23 protein-coding genes and 1 pseudogene are annotated in these 21,384 nt (G+C 72.4%); 15 read left to right on the top strand and 9 right to left on the bottom strand.

From position 1 onward, the window contains the following. Window positions 1–9 precede the first annotated feature (9 nt). On the top strand, window positions 10–978 hold the full coding sequence (ygfZ, locus tag ACZ6Y1_RS29755; protein ID WP_469636646.1) for a CAF17-like 4Fe-4S cluster assembly/insertion protein YgfZ: 969 nt from the start codon (window positions 10–12) through the stop codon (window positions 976–978). Between the two features lie 17 nt (window positions 979–995). On the opposite strand, the gene dtd is transcribed toward ygfZ, so the two are convergent. Beyond that, the gene (gene dtd / locus ACZ6Y1_RS29750) at window positions 996–1,421 is read right to left on the bottom strand and encodes a D-aminoacyl-tRNA deacylase (RefSeq protein WP_469636643.1); all 426 of its coding nucleotides are present in this window, start codon (window positions 1,419–1,421) and stop codon (window positions 996–998) included. Window positions 1,422–1,557: 136 nt separating this feature from the next. Here dtd and ACZ6Y1_RS29745 point away from each other — a divergent pair, with 136 nt between their 5' ends. The 3 genes from ACZ6Y1_RS29745 to ACZ6Y1_RS29735 all read left to right on the top strand — a co-directional run bounded on the left by ACZ6Y1_RS29745 (window position 1,558) and on the right by ACZ6Y1_RS29735 (window position 4,276). Continuing rightward, window positions 1,558–2,133: an RsiG family protein gene (locus ACZ6Y1_RS29745; protein ID WP_469636640.1), complete on the top strand. Its 576-nt coding sequence runs from the start codon at window positions 1,558–1,560 to the stop codon at window positions 2,131–2,133. A gap of 80 nt (window positions 2,134–2,213) precedes the next feature. Continuing rightward, window positions 2,214–3,458: a GNAT family N-acetyltransferase gene (locus ACZ6Y1_RS29740; protein WP_469636637.1), complete on the top strand. Its 1,245-nt coding sequence runs from the start codon at window positions 2,214–2,216 to the stop codon at window positions 3,456–3,458. Between the two features lie 59 nt (window positions 3,459–3,517). Further along, window positions 3,518–4,276: a putative protein N(5)-glutamine methyltransferase gene (locus ACZ6Y1_RS29735; protein WP_469636807.1), complete on the top strand. Its 759-nt coding sequence runs from the start codon at window positions 3,518–3,520 to the stop codon at window positions 4,274–4,276. A 153-nt stretch (window positions 4,277–4,429) separates the two neighbouring features. Here ACZ6Y1_RS29735 and ACZ6Y1_RS29730 read toward each other — a convergent pair whose 3' ends face one another. Then, complete coding sequence (locus ACZ6Y1_RS29730) at window positions 4,430–4,960, bottom strand: DUF6221 family protein (RefSeq protein WP_469636634.1); 531 nt, start codon at window positions 4,958–4,960, stop codon at window positions 4,430–4,432. 107 nt (window positions 4,961–5,067) lie between these two features. Here ACZ6Y1_RS29730 and ACZ6Y1_RS29725 point away from each other — a divergent pair, with 107 nt between their 5' ends. The 3 genes from ACZ6Y1_RS29725 to ACZ6Y1_RS29715 all read left to right on the top strand — a co-directional run bounded on the left by ACZ6Y1_RS29725 (window position 5,068) and on the right by ACZ6Y1_RS29715 (window position 6,526). After that, a complete protein-coding gene (locus ACZ6Y1_RS29725; protein ID WP_469636630.1) occupies window positions 5,068–5,466 on the top strand; it encodes a helix-turn-helix domain-containing protein in 399 nt (132 codons plus the stop codon). A gap of 24 nt (window positions 5,467–5,490) precedes the next feature. Then, window positions 5,491–6,051: a hypothetical protein gene (locus ACZ6Y1_RS29720; protein ID WP_469636627.1), complete on the top strand. Its 561-nt coding sequence runs from the start codon at window positions 5,491–5,493 to the stop codon at window positions 6,049–6,051. A gap of 133 nt (window positions 6,052–6,184) precedes the next feature. Continuing rightward, a complete protein-coding gene (locus tag ACZ6Y1_RS29715; protein ID WP_469636804.1) occupies window positions 6,185–6,526 on the top strand; it encodes a DUF2516 family protein in 342 nt (113 codons plus the stop codon). A gap of 28 nt (window positions 6,527–6,554) precedes the next feature. On the opposite strand, the gene ACZ6Y1_RS29710 is transcribed toward ACZ6Y1_RS29715, so the two are convergent. From ACZ6Y1_RS29710 to ACZ6Y1_RS29700, 3 genes are all read right to left on the bottom strand, one after another. Further along, window positions 6,555–7,934, bottom strand: a complete 1,380-nt coding sequence (locus tag ACZ6Y1_RS29710; RefSeq protein ID WP_469636623.1) for a PP2C family protein-serine/threonine phosphatase — start codon at window positions 7,932–7,934, stop codon at window positions 6,555–6,557. Between the two features lie 837 nt (window positions 7,935–8,771). After that, a complete protein-coding gene (locus ACZ6Y1_RS29705) occupies window positions 8,772–9,857 on the bottom strand; it encodes a C40 family peptidase (protein WP_469636620.1) in 1,086 nt (361 codons plus the stop codon). Window positions 9,858–10,045: 188 nt separating this feature from the next. Continuing rightward, window positions 10,046–10,885: a class I SAM-dependent methyltransferase gene (locus ACZ6Y1_RS29700; RefSeq protein ID WP_469636617.1), complete on the bottom strand. Its 840-nt coding sequence runs from the start codon at window positions 10,883–10,885 to the stop codon at window positions 10,046–10,048. Window positions 10,886–11,107: 222 nt separating this feature from the next. On the opposite strand from ACZ6Y1_RS29700, the gene mshA reads away from it, so the two are divergent. Next, complete coding sequence (gene mshA / locus ACZ6Y1_RS29695) at window positions 11,108–12,493, top strand: D-inositol-3-phosphate glycosyltransferase (protein ID WP_469636613.1); 1,386 nt, start codon at window positions 11,108–11,110, stop codon at window positions 12,491–12,493. Then, the gene (locus ACZ6Y1_RS29690) at window positions 12,486–12,983 is read left to right on the top strand and encodes a type III secretion system chaperone family protein (protein ID WP_469636610.1); all 498 of its coding nucleotides are present in this window, start codon (window positions 12,486–12,488) and stop codon (window positions 12,981–12,983) included. Before mshA ends, ACZ6Y1_RS29690 begins: the two co-directional genes overlap by 8 nt. 32 nt (window positions 12,984–13,015) lie before the next feature. Here the strand turns inward: ACZ6Y1_RS29690 and ACZ6Y1_RS29685 are convergent, their stop codons facing one another. After that, window positions 13,016–14,401: an MDR family MFS transporter gene (locus ACZ6Y1_RS29685; RefSeq protein ID WP_469636607.1), complete on the bottom strand. Its 1,386-nt coding sequence runs from the start codon at window positions 14,399–14,401 to the stop codon at window positions 13,016–13,018. Between the two features lie 152 nt (window positions 14,402–14,553). Between ACZ6Y1_RS29685 and ACZ6Y1_RS29680 the strand changes: the two genes are divergently transcribed. Both ACZ6Y1_RS29680 and ACZ6Y1_RS29675 read left to right on the top strand, forming a co-directional pair. Continuing rightward, window positions 14,554–15,315 carry a phosphoglyceromutase gene (locus tag ACZ6Y1_RS29680; protein ID WP_469636604.1) on the top strand — a complete coding sequence of 254 codons (762 nt, stop codon included), beginning with the start codon at window positions 14,554–14,556 and terminating at the stop codon, window positions 15,313–15,315. 248 nt (window positions 15,316–15,563) lie between these two features. Continuing rightward, on the top strand, window positions 15,564–15,923 hold the full coding sequence (locus ACZ6Y1_RS29675; RefSeq protein ID WP_469636601.1) for a hypothetical protein: 360 nt from the start codon (window positions 15,564–15,566) through the stop codon (window positions 15,921–15,923). Between the two features lie 88 nt (window positions 15,924–16,011). Here the strand turns inward: ACZ6Y1_RS29675 and ACZ6Y1_RS29670 are convergent, their stop codons facing one another. Further along, a complete protein-coding gene (locus ACZ6Y1_RS29670) occupies window positions 16,012–16,161 on the bottom strand; it encodes a hypothetical protein (protein WP_167350612.1) in 150 nt (49 codons plus the stop codon). A gap of 95 nt (window positions 16,162–16,256) precedes the next feature. Beyond that, a complete protein-coding gene (phoU, locus tag ACZ6Y1_RS29665) occupies window positions 16,257–16,934 on the bottom strand; it encodes a phosphate signaling complex protein PhoU (RefSeq protein WP_469636598.1) in 678 nt (225 codons plus the stop codon). Between the two features lie 227 nt (window positions 16,935–17,161). On the opposite strand from phoU, the gene ACZ6Y1_RS29660 reads away from it, so the two are divergent. The 3 genes and pseudogenes from ACZ6Y1_RS29660 to ACZ6Y1_RS29650 all read left to right on the top strand — a co-directional run. Further along, a complete protein-coding gene (locus ACZ6Y1_RS29660) occupies window positions 17,162–18,361 on the top strand; it encodes a sensor histidine kinase (RefSeq protein WP_469636593.1) in 1,200 nt (399 codons plus the stop codon). Window positions 18,362–18,428: 67 nt separating this feature from the next. Continuing rightward, the gene (phoP, locus tag ACZ6Y1_RS29655) at window positions 18,429–19,100 is read left to right on the top strand and encodes a two-component system response regulator PhoP (protein ID WP_466527820.1); all 672 of its coding nucleotides are present in this window, start codon (window positions 18,429–18,431) and stop codon (window positions 19,098–19,100) included. 107 nt (window positions 19,101–19,207) lie between these two features. Next, a pseudogene (locus ACZ6Y1_RS29650) lies at window positions 19,208–19,279 on the top strand (DNA-binding response regulator); the annotation flags it as partial. 118 nt (window positions 19,280–19,397) lie between these two features. On the opposite strand, the gene ACZ6Y1_RS29645 reads toward ACZ6Y1_RS29650, so the two are convergent. After that, window positions 19,398–20,072 carry a DUF461 domain-containing protein gene (locus ACZ6Y1_RS29645; RefSeq protein ID WP_469636590.1) on the bottom strand — a complete coding sequence of 225 codons (675 nt, stop codon included), beginning with the start codon at window positions 20,070–20,072 and terminating at the stop codon, window positions 19,398–19,400. A 613-nt stretch (window positions 20,073–20,685) separates the two neighbouring features. Here ACZ6Y1_RS29645 and ACZ6Y1_RS29640 point away from each other — a divergent pair. Further along, window positions 20,686–21,168, top strand: coding sequence for a CarD family transcriptional regulator (locus ACZ6Y1_RS29640; RefSeq protein WP_003953493.1), 483 nt, complete (start codon window positions 20,686–20,688; stop codon window positions 21,166–21,168). Window positions 21,169–21,384 lie beyond the last annotated feature (216 nt).

Below are 21,384 nucleotides of genomic sequence, written 5' to 3'. Positions count from 1 at the left end.
CTTGGTCCCATGACCAGCAGCCCCTTGCTCCACCTCCCCGGCGCCGTGCAGGCCGAAGGCCGCGACGAGGGCGTCGCCGCCCACTACGGCGAGCTGTACGGCGAACAGCGCGCCCTCGCCGACGGCCGCGGCTTCGTCGACCTCTCGCACCGCGGAGTCGTCACCGTCAGCGGTCCGGAGCGGCTGAGCTGGCTGCACCTGCTGCTCACCCAGCACCTCACCGAACTGCCCGCGGGCCAGGCCACCGAGGCGCTCATCCTCTCGGCGAACGGCCACATCGAGCACGCGCTCTACCTCGTCGACGACGGCGAGACCACGTGGGCGCACGTCGAGCCCGGCACCCAGGGGGAGCTGCTCGCCTACCTGGAGGCGATGAAGTTCTTCTACCGGGTCGAAATCGCCGACCGCACCGACGAGTTCGCCGTCGTGCACCTGCCGGCCGGGTCCATCGCCGAGGTGCCCAAGGAGTTCACCGTCCGGGAGACCGCGCACGGCCGCGACGTGTTCCTGCCCCGCCCCGAGCTGGAGGCCTTCGCCGCCGCGCACGGCCCGGCCGCCGGCCTCCTCGCCTACGAGGCCCTGCGCGTCGAGGCGCACCGGCCGCGGCTCGGCCTGGAGACCGACCACCGGACCATCCCGCACGAGCTGGGCTGGATCGGCACCGCCGTCCACCTCCAGAAGGGCTGCTACCGCGGCCAGGAGACGGTGGCCCGCGTCCACAACCTGGGGAAGCCCCCGCGCCGCCTGGTCTTCCTGCACCTGGACGGCTCCGAGGTGGTCCTCCCGGCGCACGGCGCACCCGTACGGCTCGCCGCCGACGGGGAGGAGGGCCGGCAGCTGGGCTTCGTGACCACCGCCGTACGCCACCACGAGCTCGGCCCGATCGCGCTCGCGCTGGTCAAGCGGAACGTGCCGGTGGACGCGCCGCTGCTGGTCGGCGGGACGGCCGCAGCGCAGGAGGTCGTCGTAGCGCCGTAGGCGCCGTGGCGGCGGTACTAGATGTCGATGACGATGGTGAACGGGCCGTGGTTGGTCAGCGAGACCCGCATGTCCGCGCCGAACCGGCCCGTCTCCACCGTCGCGCCCAGTGCCCGCAGCTGCGCCACGACCTCGTCGACCAGCGGCTCGGCGACGGGTCCGGGCGCGGCCGCGTTCCAGGTGGGGCGGCGGCCCTTGCGGGCGTCGCCGTAGAGCGTGAACTGGGAGATCACCAGCAGCGGGGCGTTCACGTCGCTGCAGGACTTCTCGGCCTCCAGGATCCGCACCGACCACAGCTTGCGCGCCAGCAGCGCCGCCTTCTCCGGCGTGTCCTCGTGGGTCACCCCCACCAGCACGCACAGCCCCTCGCCGACGATCTCGCCCACGGTCTCGCCGCCCACGACGACGCTCGCGCCGTCCACCCTCTGCACTACAGCTCGCATACCACCTGTGTATCAGGGTTGCACCCAACCGGGGCCGATCGGGTGGAGTACGACTGCGTCGGGGCCACGGAGAGTGGCACCATGCACGCAGGCGGTGCGGGTGCGCCGCACCGGTCGAGGGGACGGACTCGTTCGTATGAATACTTCTGGTACCTCCGTACCTGCATCACCCGCCTCCGTCGCAGCTGCCGCGGTACGACCGCCCGCGCAGCGCACCGGCGAACAGCCGGGGCCGGAGGACCCCACCACCGGGCTCGGGCTGCCCGAACTGCGCGCGCTGCGCCGGGACGCGCAGCGTGACGAGGCCGATCTGAGCTACGTACGGCGGCTGCTCCAGGGGCGTATCGACATCCTGCGGGCCGAACTCGCCCGGCGCGCCGACCCCGAGGCGCCCGTGGTGGACCGGCTCTCGGAGATCCTCGCCGACGCCCCCTCCAGCCGCAGCGCCTCCGCCCGGCACGTCACGCTCGGCACCCCGCACAGCGAGGAGTACCGCCTGCTGGCTGCGGAGATGCTGGCCGACGTCGAGCTGTCGGACCTCAGCGCCCGCACGGACGGCGAACTGTACGAGGGGATGGGCAAGCTGGTCCGCTACGAGCAGCAGGTCTCGCGGCGCCGGCAGCAGCTCCAGCGGACGGTGGACGAGTGCAGCGCGGAGATCACCCGGCGCTACCGGGAGGGAGAAGCGCAGGTCGACGACCTGCTGGCGTAGGCGGCCCGGGGAAGGGAGGGCGCTCGGGCGGGCCGAAAATCCGGCGACCGGGGGAGGGCCCGCCGATTAGCGTGACGGCCATGAGTGCAGACGTCCGGCCGATCGCCGAATCCGAACTCCCCGACTGGCTGCGGACCGTGAACACCGGTTTCCTGACGGCCTCCCGTGTCACCGGCTCCGACGTGGCCCAGCGGGCCAAGTACAACGACCTCGCCCGGACGGTGGGCGCGTTCGACTCCGAAACCGGCCGCTGCGTCGCCGCCTTCCGCTCCTTCGCGCAGCAACTCACCGTGCCCGGCGGGGCGTCCGTCCCCTCCAGCGCCGTCTCCAACGTCGGCGTGCTGCCCACGCACCGCCGCCAGGGGCTGCTGTCACGGATGATGGCCCGCGAGCTGGCCGCCGCCAAGGCGCGCGGCGACGTGCTGTCGACGCTGATCGCCGCCGAGTACCCGATCTACGGGCGGTACGGCTACGGCCCCGCGGCCTCCGTTTCGGAATGGGAGATCGACGTACCGCGCACCGGACTGGACCCGCGCACGGCCGTTCCCCTGGAGGGCGGCCGGATCGATCTGGTCGACGTGGAGGAGGTCCGGCGGGTGGGCCCGGAGCTGCACGAACGGCTGCGGGCGCGCACCCACGGCGCCGTGAACCGGGACGAACGCTGGTGGAACCTGGCGACGGGCGTGGAGGAGATGTCCTACCGCCCGTACAAGGAGAAGTTCCACGCGGTGTACCGGACGGCGGCCGGTGAGGTGGCCGGGCTGGTCGTGTACGGGGTCGACGACCACTGGACGGACGCGAAGCTCCCGCAGAACACCGTGCGGGTCAAGGACCTGCTGGCGGTCACGCCGCAGGCGGAGCGGGCGCTGTGGCGGTTCCTGTGCTCCATCGACTGGGTGACGAAGGTGCGCACCGGCTACCGGGCCCCCGACGACCTGGTCGCCGACCTGCTGCCCGACCCGCGCTCGGCCCGGATCGTCACGGCCGCGGACTTCCTGTGGGTGCGGCTGCTGGACGTCGTACGGGCCCTGGGCGCGCGGACGTACGCCGCGCCGGGGATCCTCGTACTGGAGGTCGCGGACGAGGCGGGCCTGGCGGACGGCCGCTACCGGCTGGACGCGGCCACCGGCGCGTGCGAGCGGACCACGGAACCGGCGGACCTGGGCCTGGACGTGTCCGCGCTCGGCTCGCTCTACCTGGGCGACGGGTCGGCGGTACGGCTGGCCGCGCTCGGCCGGGTGACGGAGCTGCGGCCGGGGGCGGCGGAGCTGGCGGACGCGGTGTTCCGCACGGCCCGCCGGCCGTGGTGCCCGGACGTGTTCTGACAACTGACAACTGACAACTGACGACGGACGACTGAGGACAGGTCTACTTGACGAACTCGATGTCACTGGTGGAAGCCCTGCGCGCGGCAGGCTGCGTCTTCGCCGAGGAGGAGGCGGAGTTGCTGGGCGGGGCCGCCCGGGACGAGGCGCACCTGGCGCAGCTGCTGGCCCGCCGGGTCGGCGGCGAACCGCTGGAACACGTCGTGGGATGGGCGGAGTTCTGCGGGCTGCGCATGGAGGTGGGCGCGGGGGCCTTCGTACCGCGCCGGCGCACCGAGTTCCTGGTGGCGCAGGCCGTGACGCCGGCCCGGCCCGGCGCGGTGGTGCTCGACCTGTGCTGCGGGGTCGGCGCCCTGGGCGCGGCGGTGGCGGCGCGGACCCCGGGCGGGGTGGAGCTGCACGTGGCGGACGTGGACCCGGCGGCGCTGGCGTACGCGCGGCGCAACGTGGCACCGTACGGCGGCACGGTGTGGGAGGGCGACCTGTACGAGCCGCTCCCCGCCTCCCTGCTCGGCCGGGTGGACGTGCTGGTCGTCAACGCCCCGTACGTGCCCACGGAGGAGATCGGCCTCATGCCGCCGGAGGCGCGGGACCACGAACCGCGGGTTTCCCTCGACGGGGGCGCGGACGGCCTGGACCTCCACCGCCGGGTCGCGGCGGACGCCCCGCGCTGGCTGTCCCCGGGCGGCCGCCTGCTGATCGAGACGAGCGCCCGCCAGTCGCCGTCGACGGCGGCGGCCCTGACCTCGGCGGGTCTCACGACCCGGGTGGTCACCTCGGAGGAGTTCTACGCGACGGTGGTCGTCGCCGGGGCCTGAACCGGGTCAGGGCATCGCCGGGGCCCGCGCGGCGGACGTTCCCCGCCGCCGCGCGTGGGCGAGCCGCACCCGCACCTCGCGCGGACTCCGCGGCCGGTGGCCGGGCCCGCCGGGGCGGCGCCGCGAAGGCGTCCCCGGCGGGCAGCAGTCCGGTCAGCCGTGCGCAGACCGCAGCGTCCAGGCGACGTCGTAGTCGCGGTGGTCGCGGTAGGCCATGGCCAGTGCGCGCACCGCCTGGTGGAGGGCGTCGCGGGCCGGACCGGGCTGGGCCTGCTCGAACAGGTCGAGCACCATGCGCCGCGCGGCTGTGTTCTCCAGGGCGTCCGTCGGCCCCCAGGTGGCGATCTGGTCGGCCACGTCCCGCAGCGGGCAGGCCACGACCAGCTCGTCGTGGTCGTCCACGACGTTCTGACTGCGGGCCGGCCGGTGCCGCCAGCGGGTCAGTCCGGCCGCGCCCGCCGTTTCCTCCTCCTCGTCCAGCCGGGCGTGGAGGAAGGCGACGACCGGCTCGTGGCCGTGCTCCTCGGGATCGCGCGGCTGACGACGAGGGCCGAGCGCCGGGTCGTCGTCGGGGCAGTAGGTCAGCCAGCCGGTCTCACCGCGTACCAGCACACCGCCGCCGGGCGGAACGTACGTCGCGCACAACTCGCCGGCGCACAGAGCGCCGTACCTGTTCGTCGCCATGGCCCCCATCCTGCCAACCCGTCGTCACCCGGTCGGCGGCGGCCAGGAGTGGGAGATGTTGCAAGCGGCTGCTTGCAAAAGTTAGCAACGTGCGGCAGGGTGGGGGCATGGCATCGCTCAGCGTCGGAAACCTCGGCGAGTACCTCCGTGAGCAGCGTCGACAGGCCCAGCTCTCGCTGCGGCAGCTGGCCGACGCGGCGGGGGTGTCGAATCCGTACCTGAGCCAGATCGAGCGCGGGCTGCGCAAGCCGAGCGCGGAGATCCTGCAGCAGCTGGCCAAGGCGCTGCGGATTTCCGCGGAGACGCTGTACGTGCAAGCCGGGATCCTGGATGAGCGGGACCGGGACGAGGTGGAAACGCGGGCCGTCATCCTCGCCGACCCGTCCATCAACGAGCGGCAGAAGCAGGTGCTGCTCCAGATCTACGAGTCGTTCCGCAAGGAGAACGCGCTCGATGCGCCGGCGGCCCCGGCGCCGACCGGCGAGATGCCGCCGAAGACGAACTGAAATTGATCCGGGAGGACCAGCCACATGGCCATCGCCGATGACCTGAAGAAGACCCTCACCGACCCCACCCCGCTCTACTTCGCCGCCGGCACCGCGGACCTCGCGGTGCAGCAGGCCAAGAAGGTGCCGGGGCTCATCGAGCAGCTGCGCGCGGAGGCCCCCTCGCGCATCGAGGCCGTGAAGAACACCGACCCGAAGGTCGTGCAGGAGAAGGCGAAGGAAGCGGCCCGGGAGGCGCAGGAGGCGGTCACCGCCAAGGTCGCCGAGGTGCTCGGTGCGATCGACCCCAAGAAGCTCGGGGAGACCGCCCAGGACCTGGCGCTGCGCGGGGTCGGCGTAGCGGCGGAGTACGCCGTCCGCGCCAAGGAGACCTACGACAAGGTCGCCGAGCACGGCGAGCAGGCCGTGCGCGCCTGGCGGGGCGAGGTCTCCGAGGAGATCGTCGACATCGCCGTGGCCGTGGAGCCCGCGCCGGAGACGGAGCCCGCCGCCGCCGAGCCGGCCGCGGAGCCCGCCGCCGAGGCCGCGCCCAAGAAGGCCTCCGCGCGCAAGACCACGGCGAAGAAGGCCACGGCCGAAGCGTAAGAGCGTGGCGGGCCGGGCACCTGGAGGGTGTCCGGCCCGTTGTGGTTCATGAGGGCACCTGTGCCGGTAGCGTGGAATGCGCAGGCAGGCATGCGTGCGGGTACGTGCAGCGGAGAAGAGGGCGGTCGAAGCGATGCTGATGAACGGGTTCGATAACGGGGTGCTCCCGTTGCTCGGGTTCGCCATGCTGGCGCTCGCCGTCGTGGCCTTCGTGTTCGCGCTGCTTGCGCGTGACGACGCCTACCGGGCGGCCGACAAGCAGACCAAGACCTTCTGGCTGGTCATCCTCGGCGTCACGGTCCTCGTGGACTTCTTTTTGGCGTCGATGCTGTTCCTGACGATCGCCGGACTGGTCGCGACCATCGTCTTCCTCGTCGACGTCCGCCCGGCCCTCAAGCAGGTCTCGGGCGGTGGCCGGCGCAGCGGCGGCAGCAGCAGCGACGGACCGTACGGTCCCTACAACGGCGGGCGGTAGGCGGCGCTCCGCGGCCGCCCGGCGGCCCTCAGGCCTCGGCGCGCGAGAGCAGGACGACGGCCACGTCGTCGGTGAGCTCGCCGCCGTTGAGACGGCGGGCCTCGGTGACGGACGCCTCCAGCAGGCCCTCGCCGCTCAGGCCGTGGTCCAGGTGGCGGTTGATCATCTCGACCATGCCGTCCTGCCCGAGGCGCTCCCTGCCCTCGCCGACCCTGCCCTCGATCAGGCCGTCCGTGTAGAGCATCAGGCTCCACGTGCCCCCGAGTTCGACCTGGCGGCGCGGCCAGCGGGCGCGCGGCAGCAGCCCGAGTGCCGGGCCGCTGTTCTCGTACGGGAGCAGGCGCGCGGGGCGGCCCGGCCTGGACACCAGCGGGGCCGGGTGGCCGGCCAGGCACAGGCCCGCGTGGCGGCCGTCGGGGGAGATGTCGACCGTGCACAGCGTCGCGAAGATCTCCTCGCACGGGCGCTCCACCTCCAGGACCTGCTGGAGGGTGGCCAGCAGGTCGTCGCCGCACAGGCCGGCCAGGGTCAGGGCGCGCCAGGCGATGCGGAGCTCGACGCCGAGGGCGGCTTCGTCGGGGCCGTGGCCGCAGACGTCGCCGATCATGGCGTGGACGGTGCCGTCGGGGGTGCGGACGGCGTCGTAGAAGTCGCCGCCGAGGAGGGCCCGGCTGCGGCCGGGGCGGTAGCGGGCGGCGAAGCGGAGGTCCGAGCCTTCGAGGAGGGGCGTGGGGAGCAGGCCGCGCTCCAGGCGGGCGTTCTCCTGGGCGCGCAGTTTCGATTCTGCAAGCTTGTACTGGGCGATGTCCGCCCGTTTTCTCTCCACCGCGTAGCGGATGGCGCGGCTCAGCAGCCGGCCGTCGAGCTCGTCGCGGAAGAGGTAGTCCTGGGCGCCGACCCGGACGGCCTCGGCGGCGCGCTCGGCGTCGGCCTCGGAGGTGAGGACGAGCACGGCGTGGCGGGGGGCGAGACGCAGGACCTGGCGGAGGATCGCGAGCTGGTCGACGGCGGTGGCCGTCGCGCTCGCCCGGGGGCTCGTCTCCGGCAGGGACAGGTCGAGCAGGATGCAGTGCACGTCGGGGGTGAGCAGGCGCTCGGCCTCGACGAGGTTGCGGGCGGTGCGGAGCCGGATGCGGTGGCCGTCGGAATCGAGGATCTCGGGGACGGTGAGGCCGCCGGCCGGGTCGTCCTCGATGACGAGGAGGGTCAGCGGGGTCGCGTGCGGGGTCGCCGTCGCCGTGGCCGTGGCTGTGGCTGTGGCTGTGGCTGTGGCTGTGGCCGTCGCCGTCGCCGTGGCCGGGCCGGGGACGCCGGGGGCGCCTGCGGTGGTGGCCGCCGTGTGGTGCAGAACGGCCTGACCGCTCGCCTCGGCAGGGGTCTCCCGCTGCCTCGGTACGGGTACGGGCATCGTCTCCGGTTCCTTCCCTCCCCCCGAGGATGGTGCGGTCGTCCGGCCGACCCTAGCGGCCGGGCCGGGCGAGCGGAATGCCGGTGTGGACCGGGAGCTCCGGCATATGCCGTTATCACGGGGGAAATTCGGTCTCACTGGATGACAAACGTCACGATGGGCCGTGGTCCGTCCCGTCTGCCGAGACGTATCCGGGCCCGAGTTGGTTGCCTGGTTCAGGATGATCCGGGCAATTCTTACCGCATCCCCTGATGTCGGGCTTTTCGGCGCCGCCGGCCGGGCCGGGCCGGGTGTGGGTGCGGGCCCGTGGCATCCCGGCGGCCCTTGGGCGCGGCCCGAACCGGGGTGCCGCTGCGCGGAGCTGTCCCCTACCCGCCCTTCCACCGTTCCCTGGGGCTCCGCCCCAGACCCCGCGCCTCAAACGCCGGCGAGGCTGGAGAGGCCCAGCTGCCGCTGGGGCGCGGCTGAAAGACCCGGGGCTCTGCCCCGGACCCCGGTCCTCAAACGCCGGACGGCTGGATGGCCCGGCCAGGCCCGCAGGGCAGGGGCCGCACAGGCAGCCCCGCCCCAGCCGCCCCCAGGGCGACCCGCACCAAGCCCGCCCGAGCCGCCCGCAGGCGACCCGGAGCGGAGGGTGCCCGAGCCGCCCGCAGGGGACCCGGAGCGGAGGGTGCCCGAGTCGCCCGCCGGTGACCCGCACCAAGCCGGCCCCAGCCGCCCCCAGGGTGACCCGCACCGGAGGCCGCCCGGGCCCGCCCGCAGGGGCCCGCACCCGCAGCGGAGGCCGCCCGGGGCCCGCCCGCAGGGGACCCGGAGCGGAGGGTGCCCGGGGGAGGGTTATGCGTCCGGGCGGACCACCGCCTTGATCGGCATCGAGCCCGCGCCCGCGATCGTGACGTTGCGGCCCGGGCGCGGGGCGTGGACCATCGCGCCGTCGCCGATGTACATCCCGACGTGGCTCGCGTCGTCGAAGTAGATGATCAGATCACCGGGCCGCATGTCCTTCAGTGCGACCTTCGGCAGCAGCCGCAGCTGCTCCTGCGAGGTGCGCGGGATGCCCTTGCCGGCCGCCCGCCAGGCCTGGGAGGTCAGTCCCGAGCAGTCGTACGAACTGGGCCCCACGGCGCCCCAGACGTACGGCTTGCCGATCTGCGCGGTGGCGAACTGCACGGCCCGCTTGCCCGCTTCCGTCGCCGTGCCGTTGATGTCCTTCAGCGCGCCCGACGACAGCCACGCCGTCTGCGCCTTGTACTGCGCCTCCTGTTCGAGCTGGATCAGCCGGGCCTTCTCCTCGGCCTTCAGCTTGCTCTCCAGCTCCTCCGCCGCCTTGATCTTCCCCTCGATCTCCTTCTTGGCGGCTTCCTGCTTGACCCGGTTCTCCTCCAGGACGGCCCAGCGAGCGCTCGCGTCCGCCGCGTACCGCTTCAAGTCGTTCTGGGTGGAGTCCAGTTCGGAGAGCATGCTGGAGGTGGCCTTCTCGCCCTGCCGCAACCGGCCCGCCCCGTCGAGGAACTGCGTGGGGCTTCCGCTCAACGCCAGCTGCGCGCCCGGCGGCAGGCCGCCCGAGCGGTACTGGGCGCGCGCGGCGGCGCCCGCACGGCTCTTGAGGGTGTCGATCCGGGCCTGCCCGGCCTGGATCAGGTTGGCCAGCTCGACGATCTTCTCCGACTGGGCCTTGGTCTCGGCCTCGGCCTGGTTGTAGGCGTCGGTGGCGGCGCCCGCCTGGTGGTAGAGGTCCTCTATCTCCTTGTGGACCTGCTCCAGGGACTTGGTCCCCGGCTCCGGCGCGGGCGCGGCCGGCGCGGCGGGTGCCCCCGGCGCCGCGTACGCCATGCCCGTCGCAAGGCCCGGCGCGGTCAATATCGCCATCGCGCACAGCAGTACGAGTGCGCTCGCGCCACGCCTTTGCCTCACGGCCACCATGGTCCCCCCAGGCTCCATAACTGACTATCCATCAGTAACTTGTCATCGCCTTCGGGATGGTGTCACGAGTCGATGAATTGCAACAGCCTTGTGGATGTCCGTCCGGATCAGGACGGATTCATTTCAGCCCCACCACCCCCGCCGACTCAACGGGCCACCCGGAGCACCGGTTCCCCGGCCCGCCGTATTCACCCCACCGGGCGCAAGGCCTCCCAGCGCACCGTCAGTTCCCCCTGGCGCCACCGCCGCGGACCGTCCGCCAGCGGCCAGTCCGCTGCCAGGTCCCGCGCCGTCCGGATCCAGCGCTGCCTCGCCCCGTACGAGGCGTACGGGGCCGCCGCCGCCCACGCCCGGTCGAAGTCCCGCAGGAAGGCGTGCACCGGCTCGCCCGGCACGTTCCGGTGGATCAGCGCCTTGGGCAGCCGCTCCGCCAGGTCCGAGGGCCGCTCCAGGGAGCCCAGCCGGGTCGCGAACGTCACCGTGCGCGGCCCCTCCGGGCCCAGCGCCACCCACACGTGCCGCCGCCCGATCTCGTCGCAGGTGCCCTCCACGAGCAGCCCGTCGGGGGCCAGCCGTGCGCACAGCCGCGCCCAGACCTCCGCGACCCGCTCCTCGTCGTACTGGCGCAGCACGTTCGCCGCGCGGATCAGTGCCGCTCTCTCCCCGCCGTCCAGCGGCACCTCGAAGCCGCCGTGCCGGAAGCTCAGCCCCTCCCGCTCGTACGGCTTCGCCCCCGCGACCCGCGCCGGCTCGATCTCGATGCCGACCACCCGCACCCGCGGCGCCGCCTCCCGCAGCCGTGCCAGCAGCTCGACCGCCGTCCACGGCGCGGCCCCGTAGCCGAGGTCGACGGCGACCGGCGCGTCCGCGCGCCGCAGCGCGGCCCCGTGCGCGGCGGCGATCCAGCGGTCCATGCGCCGCAACCGGTTCGGGTTCGTCGTCCCGCGCGTCACCGTGCCCACGGGGCGGCCGTGCTTCTGGCCGGAGCCATGGCTGGGCGAGGGGGACGGGGTGCTGCGGGAGGCCATGAGCCGAGGTTAAGCGGAGGGCCCGCACCGCGGGAAAACCGGTCCCCGGCCCAGCGGCGCCCTGACCTCCGCAAGAAAAATCGCGGAATCCCCGGTCATCCCGGAATGCGCGGGACCGCCATCCGGGTTGCACTCCTTGAAGGGTGCCCCGTGCGCTCCCGTCCGCATGCCCGCCAGCCGGTCAGTCAGAGCGTCGTCGTCCGAGCGAGAGGAACTGCTCCCTTGAGCCAGTACGTGTCCCGCATCGGCGGCAGTATCGGCGGCCGCCTCGCCGCCGCCCGCGCGGCCCGCCACGAGCCGCCGCGGCTGCGCCTGCCGGCCGCCGTCGGGGGCCACCGCAAGCCGCGCCGCGTCGCCATGCTCAGCGTGCACACCTCACCGCTGCACCAGCCCGGCACCGGCGACGCCGGCGGGATGAACGTCTACATCGTGGAGCTGGCCCGGCGCCTCGCGGCGATCAACATCGAGGTCGAGATCTTCACCCGGGCCACCACCGGTGGGCTGCCGCCCGTGGTCGAGCTGGCCCCCGGCGTCCTCGTACGGCACGTGGACGCGGGACCGTACGAAGGCCTCGCCAAGGAGGAGCTCCCGGCCCAGCTGTGCGCCTTCACGCACGGCGTGATGCAGGCCTGGGCCGGCCACCGCCCCGGCTACTACGACCTCGTCCACTCCCACTACTGGCTCTCCGGCCACGTCGGCTGGCTGGCCGCCGAGCGCTGGGGCGTGCCGCTCGTGCACGCCATGCACACCATGGCGAAGGTCAAGAACGCCGCTCTCGCCGAGGGCGACACCCCCGAGCCGGCCGCCCGCGTCATAGGCGAGACCCAGATCGTGGCCGCCGCCGACCGCCTCATCGCGAACACCGCCGAGGAGGCCGACGAACTCGTGCGGCACTACGAGGCCGACCCCGCCAAGGTGGCCGTCGTCCACCCCGGCGTGAACCTCGACCGCTTCACCGTCGCCGACGGCCGGGCCGCCGCCCGCGCCCGCCTCGGACTGCCGCAGGACGCCGTCATCCCGCTCTTCGCCGGCCGCATCCAGCCGCTGAAGGCCCCCGACATACTGCTGCGGGCCGTCGCCGTCCTGGTCGACCAGGACCCCTCGCTGCGCCGCCGCCTCTTCGTCCCCGTCGTCGGCGGACCGAGCGGGAGCGGGCTGGCCAAGCCGGAGGGGCTGCAGAAGCTCGCCGCCAGGCTCGGCATCACCGACCTCGTGCACTTCCACCCGCCCGTCGCGCAGGACGGCCTCGCGGACTGGTTCCGGGCCGCGTCCGTGCTGGTCATGCCCTCGTACAGCGAGTCCTTCGGGCTCGTCGCAATAGAGGCCCAGGCCGCCGGCACCCCGGTGCTCGCCGCCGCGGTCGGCGGGCTGCCCGTCGCCGTCGACGACGGGGTCACCGGCATCCTCGTACCCGGCCACGACCCCGTGGACTGGGCGCGGCAGCTGCGGCGCTTCGTCGACGAGCCGGGGCTCACCGACCGGCTGGGCGGACAGGCCGCCCGGCACGCGCAGTTCTTCGGCTGGGACACGGCGGCGAGCGCCACGGCCGACGTGTACACGGCGGCGATGCACGATCATCGTCGTCGCGTACGCTCCCACCATGGCTGACACCGCCGAGATCACCGCGATCGTCGAGAGCGCCCTGACCGGCGCCGAGCTGAGCTGGGAGAGCCCCGAACCGGGCTCGTACGTCGTCCAGCTCCCCGGCACCCGCAAGCTGAGCACCACCTGCTCGCTGCGGGTCGGCCGGCACTCCCTGTCGGTCAACGCCTTCGTGATCCGCCACCCCGACGAGAACGAGGCCGGCGTCCACCGCTGGCTGCTGGAGCGCAACCTCAAGCTGTACGGGCTGAGTTACGCGGTGGACCGGCTCGGGGACGTCTACCTCACGGGCCGGCTGCCGCTGTCGGTCGTGAACCCGGAGGACCTGGACCGGCTCCTCGGCACGGTCCTGGAGGCGGCCGACGGAGCCTTCAACACCCTGCTGGAGCTGGGCTTCGCGAGCGCGATCCGCCGCGAGTACGAGTGGCGTGTCTCCCGCGGCGAACCGACCTTCAACCTCGACGCCTTCAAGCACCTGACGCAGCCGACGCGCTGACGCGTCCCGCTACGGCCCCGCCGGACACCGTCCTAGGCCTCGGCGGTGGCCGGCAGCGACGCCGACCCAGGCGCGGCAGGGGCGGTGGCCCCGGCCGAAGGCTCGGCACCGGCCGTGGCACGGGCACCGGCCGTGGCACGGGCCCCGGCACCGGGTTCGGCCCTGGGCTCGGGGACGGCCACCACGCCCGCCTCTGCCCCCTTGGCCGACGGAGTCCCCGGCAGGTTCCGCATCAGCGCCCAGTAGCCGATCCCGGCGGCCGTGCCCAGGACCGCCGTCGTCCCCCAGAGCCACTGCGCCCCGAACCGGTCGATGACCCACCCGGCCAGCAGCGGCGCGACCAGCGCGGCCACCGACCACGACAGCGTGTACACGCCCTGGTAGCGGCCGCGTGCGTGCAGCGGCGACAGCCGTACGACCAGGCCCATCTGGGTCGGCGAGTTGATGATCTCGGCCAGCGTCCACACGGTCACCGTCAGCGCGAGCGCCCCGACGGACCCGCCGAAGGCCGTGAGCCCGAAGCCGTACCCCGCGAGCAGCGCGGACACCACCAGCAGCTTCTGCGGGTCGCGGTGCTCGATGAACCGCGTCACCGGGATCTGCAGCAGCACGATCATCACGCCGTTGACCGCGATGACCAGGCCGTAGTCGCCGGTGGAGAAGCCCGCGGCGCCCATGGCCAGCGGCAGGCCGAACGAGCCCTGGATGAAGATCAGCGAGATCAGGAACGACAGCCCCACGACGCCCATGAACCGTCCGTCGCGCAGCACCGCGCCCAGCCCGATCCCCGGGTCCGCCGCCGTCACGGCCGCCTCGTCCTTCACGGGCCGCGACTCGGGCAGCTTGAGGAAGACGAGGACCGCGCAGACGAGCGTCAGCGTCGCCTCGCCGAGGAAGCCGGCGAGGTAGCTGTACTCGGCGACGAACCCGGCGACGGTCGAGGAGACGGCGAAGCCCAGGTTGATCGCCCAGTAGTTCAGCGCGAAGGCCCGCACCCGGTCCTCGGGCCGCACGATGTCGGCGATCATCGCCTGCACCGCCGGCCGCGACGCGTTCGAGGTCATGCCGACCACCAGGGCCACCGCGGCGATGGCCGCCGGGTGCTCCATGAAGCCCAGCAGCGCCACCGACAGGCCGGTCGACACGTTGGCGGCCAGCAGCGTCGGCCGCCGCCCGAGCCGGTCGGTCAGCACACCGGCGACGAGGGACGAAACGACCCCGCCGAGCCCGTGCAGGGCGACCACGAGTCCCGCGAAGGCGGCCGAATAGCCCCGGTCCAGGGTCAGGTACAAGGTCATGAACGTGGCGACGAAGGCCCCGAGCCGGTTGACCAGGGTGCTTGCCCACAGCCACCAGAAGTCCGTCGGCAGCCCCGACACGCTCTCTCGGACGGCCCGTCTCACACGCGCAACGGACATAAGGAATCCCCCCGGAAGAGTAAGTGTCACTTGGCCTGCACGCACGTTACGAGGCGCGGTCCCCCGTGCACCAGTCGATTGACGCGGACCGTCAATCGGGGGCCGCGCACGGTGCGAGCGGGCGGCCCCGGGCGTCCATTAGGCTCGTACGCATGGCCGACGCACCGTACAAGCTGATCCTCCTCCGCCACGGCGAGAGCGAGTGGAACGCGAAGAACCTGTTCACCGGCTGGGTGGACGTCAATCTCAACGAGAAGGGCGAGAAGGAGGCGGTCCGCGGCGGTGAGCTGCTCAAGGACGCCGGCCTGCTCCCCGACGTGGTCCACACGTCCCTGCAGAAGCGCGCGATCCGCACCTCCCAGCTCGCGCTGGAGGCAGCCGACCGCCACTGGATCCCGGTTCACCGCTCCTGGCGCCTGAACGAGCGCCACTACGGCGCCCTCCAGGGCAAGGACAAGGCCCAGACCCTCGCCGAGTTCGGCGAGGAGCAGTTCATGCTGTGGCGCCGCTCCTACGACACCCCGCCGCCGGCCCTGGAGGACGGTACCGAGTTCTCGCAGTCCGAGGACCCGCGCTACGCGTCGATCCCGCCGGAGCTGCGCCCGCGCACCGAGTGCCTCAAGGACGTCGTCGTCCGCATGCTCCCGTACTGGTACGACTCGATCGTCCCGGACCTGCTCGACGGCCACACCGTCCTGGTCGCCGCGCACGGCAACTCGCTGCGCGCCCTGGTCAAGCACCTCGACGGCATCTCCGACGACGACATCGCGGGCCTGAACATCCCGACCGGCATCCCGCTCTCCTACGAGCTGGACGCCGACTTCAAGCCCCTCAACCCGGGCGGCACCTACCTCGACCCGGAGGCCGCCGCGGCCGCCATCGAGGCCGTCAAGAACCAGGGCAAGAAGAAGTAGGAAGAGCGGTCGAGCCCCTGACCCGCACGCACGGTGCGGGTCAGGGGCTTTTTCCGCGGCGACCACCTGGATCCGGGCAGGTAGCCCACATGCGTGAACGAGCTTTTGACCTGCGGTTTCACCCTCGGATCAGGGGCTTGACGCACGCCGGTACGGTCCGGGGGCCGGACGGGGGGATCGGTGGGGCCGAACGGGCGACGGCGGGGTGCGAGCGGTGACCGGCGGCCGAGCACCGGCGTTTTCCCGGCATGAAGATCAATCGATTCTCCGCGGTCGGCGCGCTCGCCGGCGTCGTCCTGCTGGCCGGTGGCGCCCCCGCGCAGGCCGACCCGCTGCTCGACCTCATCGATAACCTCAACATCTCGGACCTCAACGTCTCCCGGGTCCTGAGCAACCCCGCGGTCGTCGTCACCAACGGCGGTTCGACCACGCTCACGCAGGCCGAGCCGCTGCTCGCGCCGCTCGCGGCCCCCGCCGCCCCCGCCGCCACGCCGGCCACTCCGGGCATCGCGCCGGCCGCCCCGGCCGCGCCGGCCGCCCCCAAGCGCACCATCCAGGCCGCCCCCGTACTGCCGGGCGGTGCGGCGCACATCGACATCGCCCCGTAGCGGCGACCGCTCCTTCGACCCCCGCAAGCGCGAGGGCCCCGGCCGCGGAAACGGACGGGGCCCTCGCGCGTGCACGCACCGGCGGCAGTCAGCCGCCGCACTGGCAGGGGGCGCCGGACTGGCAGCCGCAACCGCAGCCCGAGCCGCAGCCGCAGGCCGCCAGCAGCGGAAGCCGCAGCGGCTCCGGCTTCGGCGGCTGCTCCTGCTCCGGGGTGATGGGGACGGGGGAATCGGGCATGGATCCTCCTCGCAGGCGACGAACGGGATGTCGTGCTGCCTTCGCCTCATTCATGCCCAGCCTCACCGGCGCGTCAACGGCGCATTGGCGCAGACTCAGACGCCGTCGACGATCGTCGGCTGCTGGAGTTCGTCCGCGTGCTCACCCGTCACGAGGTAGACCACGCGCTTGGCCACCGACACCGCGTGGTCCGCGAAGCGCTCGTAGTAGCGGCCGAGCAGCGTCACGTCGACCGCCGTCTCGATGCCGTGCTTCCAACGGTCGTCCATCAGGTGCTGGAAGAGCGTGCGGTGCAGCTGGTCCATCTCGTCGTCGTCCTGCTCCAGCTGGAGCGCCAGGTCGACGTCCTTCGTGATGATGACCTCGGCCGCCTTCGCCATCAGGCGCTGCGCCAGCTGCCCCATCTCCAGGATCGTGGCGTGCAGGTCCCGCGGCACCGCCGAGTCCGGGAAGCGCAGCCGGGCGAGCTTCGCCACGTGCTGGGCAAGGTCGCCGCTGCGCTCCAGGTCGGCGCTCATGCGCAGCGAGGTCACCACGATGCGCAGGTCGGTGGCGACCGGCTGCTGGCGGGCCAGCAGGGCGATGGCGCGCGCCTCCAGGTCGTGCTGGAGGTCGTCGACCTTCTGGTCGGCGGCGATGACGCTCTCGGCGAGCTTCAGGTCGGCGTCGAGCATGGACGTCGTGGCCCGCCCGATCGCGGAACCGACGAGCCGGGCCATCTCGACCAGGCTTTCTCCGATCGAGTCCAGTTCCTCGTGGTACGCGTCGCGCATGTCTCGTGTCCCTCTCTCGACCTACTGATACAGCTCTACCGCTGGTGATCCGGGCGCCCGGGAACGTCCGCCCGGGCCCCACGTTTCCACGTTGAACCGCTAACGCGTCCGACTCCGGCATCACAAATGAATCAACCCCGTCGCCAGGGTGAACTCTGGGCGACGACTGTTCGAGGTGCCACCCGAACGGCTGTGGAAGTGTCGTCGGGCCTGCTTAACCTGGATCCATGGACGTGAACGCGGCGGTCGCCGCAGCTGCAGCGATCGCCGGTCTGTGCACCGGCGTGATCGCGATGCTGGCGTTCCGCTGGAGCGAGCGCGACCAGGCCCGCCCCACCCGGAGCTCCATGCGCCCCGACATCAACGCGGTACTGCCGCCCGGCGTGGACACCGTCCTGTCCGTGCTGCGGTCCTCGGCGGTGGTCCTGGACGAGGGCGACGCGGTGGTCAAGGCGAGCTCGGCCGCGTACGCCCTCGGGCTGGTCCGCGGCGGCAAGCTCGCCGTGGAGCCCATGCTGCACATGGCCCGCGACACGCGCCGCGACGGGGAGATACGCCAGGTCGAGCTCGACCTGCCCCGGCGCGGCACCGGCCGCGGCGAGGCCCTCGCCGTCTCGGCGCGCGTCGCCCCGCTGGGCTCGCGCCTCGTCCTGCTGCTGGTCGAGGACCTCACCGAGGCCCGTCGCATCGAGGCCGTCCGCCGCGACTTCGTCGCCAACGTCTCGCACGAGCTGAAGACCCCGGTGGGCGCGATCTCCCTGCTCTCCGAGGCCGTCATGGACGCCGCCGACGACCCCGAGGCGGTCAGCCGCTTCGCGGGCCGCATGCAGATCGAGGCCACCCGGCTGATCAACCTGGTCCAGGAGCTCATCGACCTCTCCCGGGTGCAGAACGACGACCCGCTGGAGGACGCCGAGCCCGTCCGCGTGGACACCCTCGTGGCCGAGGCCATGGACCGCTGCCGCCACACCGCGTCCTCGAAGCAGATCACCATGGCCGCGGGCGGTACCGCCGACCTGCGCGTCTGGGGCAACCGCGGCCAGCTCGCGGCAGCCCTCGGAAATCTGGTCGAGAACGCCGTCAACTACAGCCCCGCCCGCACCCGCGTCGGCATAGCCGGACGCAGGGTGACGGCCCCCGGGGGAGACTTGATCGAGATCGCCGTGACCGACCAGGGCATCGGCATCCCGGAAAAGGACCGCGAGCGCATCTTCGAGCGCTTCTACCGCGTGGACCCGGCCCGCTCCCGCGCCACGGGAGGAACCGGCCTGGGCCTCGCGATCGTGAAGCATGTGGCGGCCTCGCACGGCGGGGAGGTGTCGGTATGGAGCTCGGAGGGCCAGGGATCCACCTTCACCCTGAGGCTCCCCGAAGCGGCGGCGCAGTCCCCGGCGCCGGACCGCCACACGCACCCGACCCCCGCCTGACCCCAACAGCTCCGCAAACCGCTCCCGCCACAGCCACACCTGCCCCGGAGGACCTTCCGTGACCCGAGTGCTCGTCGTCGAGGATGAGGAATCCTTCAGCGACGCCCTGTCGTACATGCTCCGCAAGGAGGGCTTCGAGGTCGCCATCGCGGCGACCGGGCCCGACGGGCTCGACGAGTTCGAGCGCAACGGCGCCGACCTCGTCCTCCTCGACCTGATGCTCCCGGGTCTGCCGGGCACGGAGGTCTGCCGGCAGCTGCGCGGCCGCTCCAACGTTCCCGTGATCATGGTGACCGCCAAGGACAGCGAGATCGACAAGGTCGTCGGGCTGGAGATAGGAGCCGACGACTACGTCACCAAGCCCTTCTCCTCGCGCGAGCTGGTCGCCCGCATCCGCGCGGTCCTGCGCCGCCGCGGCGAGCCGGAGGAGGTCACCCCGGCGGCGCTGGAGGCCGGGCCGGTCCGCATGGACGTCGACCGCCACGTGGTGACGGTCGCCGGCGCCAAGGTCGACCTCCCGCTGAAGGAGTTCGACCTGCTGGAGATGCTCCTGCGCAACGCGGGCCGCGTGCTGACCCGCATGCAACTGATCGACCGGGTCTGGGGCGCGGACTACGTCGGCGACACCAAGACCCTCGACGTCCACGTCAAGCGACTCCGCGCCAAGATCGAGCCTGACCCGGGCGCGCCGCGCTACCTGGTCACCGTGCGCGGCCTCGGTTACAAGTTCGAGCCGTAAGCCGACAGCGCTGCCGCTGTCCCGGGCCGGTCGGAGGCCGGCGCAGCGTCTCGAAGCCGGTGAGGCCCCCCGGGGCCGCGCCGTGCGAGGGGCGCACGTGGGATGGGATCGAGCCCGACCCGGGGGCGCCGCGCTACCTGGTCACCGTGCGCGGCCTCGGCTACAAGTTCGAGCCGTAAGCCGGTCCGGTACTGCCCGGCCTGCGCCCGGCAGATATACGGGAAGGGCCCCGGCCGCATCGTGCGGCCGGGGCCCTTCCCGTTTGCGTACGCGGCGACGCGGCTACGCGGCTACGCCTCAGTGGCCGGCGCTGTGCGAGGGGGAGCCGGACGGGGTGCCCGCCGGGGTGCCCGAGGCCGAGCCCGACGGGGTGCCGGACGGCGTGCCCGAAGGAGTGCCGGCCGGGGTGGCCGAGGGGGTGCCCGACGGGGTGGCGCCGGGGACGGGGAGGGCGCTCGGCGCCGCGGTGGCGCCCCACGCGGCGTACATGCCGGTGGCGGGGACCACGAAGGCCCCCAGCGCGACGTCACCCGTGCGGCTGAGCTGGAAGACGACCCGCTGGTTCTCGCCGAGCTTGGCGGCCTCGGCGCCTTCCTCGATCACGGCGGAGGCGTTGCCCTTGCCGCCCAGGACCACGGACCCGCCGGCCGGCACGGTGACCTTGCCGGAGCCCTCGGCACCCTTCAGGGTGACCTTGCCCTTGCCACCCGGGAGGGTGATGGCGTCGAGGGTCTGCTCCGTCTTGCCGGAGTTGAAGACCGTCGCCGAAATGGCGGCGGGACCCTTCTTGTCCTTCTCGCCCTGGATGATCAGAGCGTTCTGGATCTTGATGACGCCCTTGGTGGTGGCGGCGTTGTCCGGCTTGATCTGGAGGGTCTGCGCGTCCTGGCCGGCGCCGCAGGCGGCCAGCGAGGCGATCGAGAACACGACGGCGGTGGCGGCGAGGGCGCCGCGTCGAAGGCTGCGGCTCACGGCGGCGGCTTCTCCTTGGACGTACGGAACGGAAGGGTGGGTCCTCGGAACGGCCGGGGTGAAGCCGCTCTAAGGCTGTGTCAGCGGGGTCAGGTTACCGAGCCGCCACCCTGCCCCCGCACCCGACCCTCCGCAGCGCGGCGCCCGCCCTCACGCGGGTGCCGTGATCTTTCATTCCACTCGCCGATCACGCGCCGGTCACACAGCGATCATGAGCTGGTCCGGGTACGGCCCGCGCATAACGCGGGGCGGGCTCCGGTGATCGAATTCCGGGATTCCTTCGAACGGCGCTTCGTGATCAATTCAGGATTGGACCGGAACCGATCCGTGCGGGTGCTCGCCAGTCGAACGGAGTAGTTCGGTTTCCCGGCTCGCAAACCGGCAAAACGGGACGTACGTCACACTGGTGGCGGCGTAGGGGGGGTGTAGCGTGGCCCTTTCGGCTGGTCCGCACAGCGCCCCCGACCTGCGAATACCCCCTCCCAGTGGCCCTTCGCAGCACGTTCCTGTCGTTGTTGTCAAGCCCCGAGATGTGCCCTGACCTGCGAAAACGCCATTCATAACAGTCAGTTCTCGTGTTACCCTGGATAGCCACGGAAGGGGTACCTGTCACATGACGTTCAAGGTTGGCGACACCGTGGTCTATCCCCATCACGGGGCCGCGCTGATCGAGGCCATTGAGACTCGTCAGATCAAAGGCGTGGACAAGACCTACTTGGTGCTCAAGGTCGCTCAGGGCGACCTGACGGTTCGCGTGCCTGCGGACAATGCAGAGTTCGTCGGTGTTCGCGACGTAGTCGGCCAGGACGGGCTGGACCGGGTCTTCGAGGTGCTCCGCGCACCGTACGCAGAAGAGCCGACGAACTGGTCCCGGCGCTACAAGGCAAATCTGGAGAAGCTCGCTTCTGGCGATGTCATCAAGGTCGCCGAAGTGGTGCGTGACCTGTGGCGTCGTGAGCGTGAGCGCGGGCTTTCCGCGGGTGAGAAGCGCATGCTCGCGAAGGCGCGTCAGATTCTGGTGAGCGAGCTCGCGCTCGCTGAGAACACGAACGAGGACAAGGCCGAGGCCCTCCTCGACGAGGTCCTCGCGTCCTGACGCGAAACCCCGTACACAGTTGCCGCAGTGCCCGATGACACGGTCTCTCCTCCACGAGAGGCCTGTTGCCGGGCGCTGCGGCATGTCTGTACCCATACCTTTTCCCCAATGGCGTGCCGGGTCCGGGCGGCCTGCTCGACCGGTCGTCACGGAAGGGGCGAGGGGCGTCGCACCCGGCACGCTTCAGGCCATACCCATGTCGGCCGAAGTCACAAA

This window comes from Streptomyces sp. NPDC053432, assembly GCF_055585365.1.
Note: the sequence above shows the minus strand (reverse complement) of the source record. Positions and strands in the feature narration are given on the sequence as shown.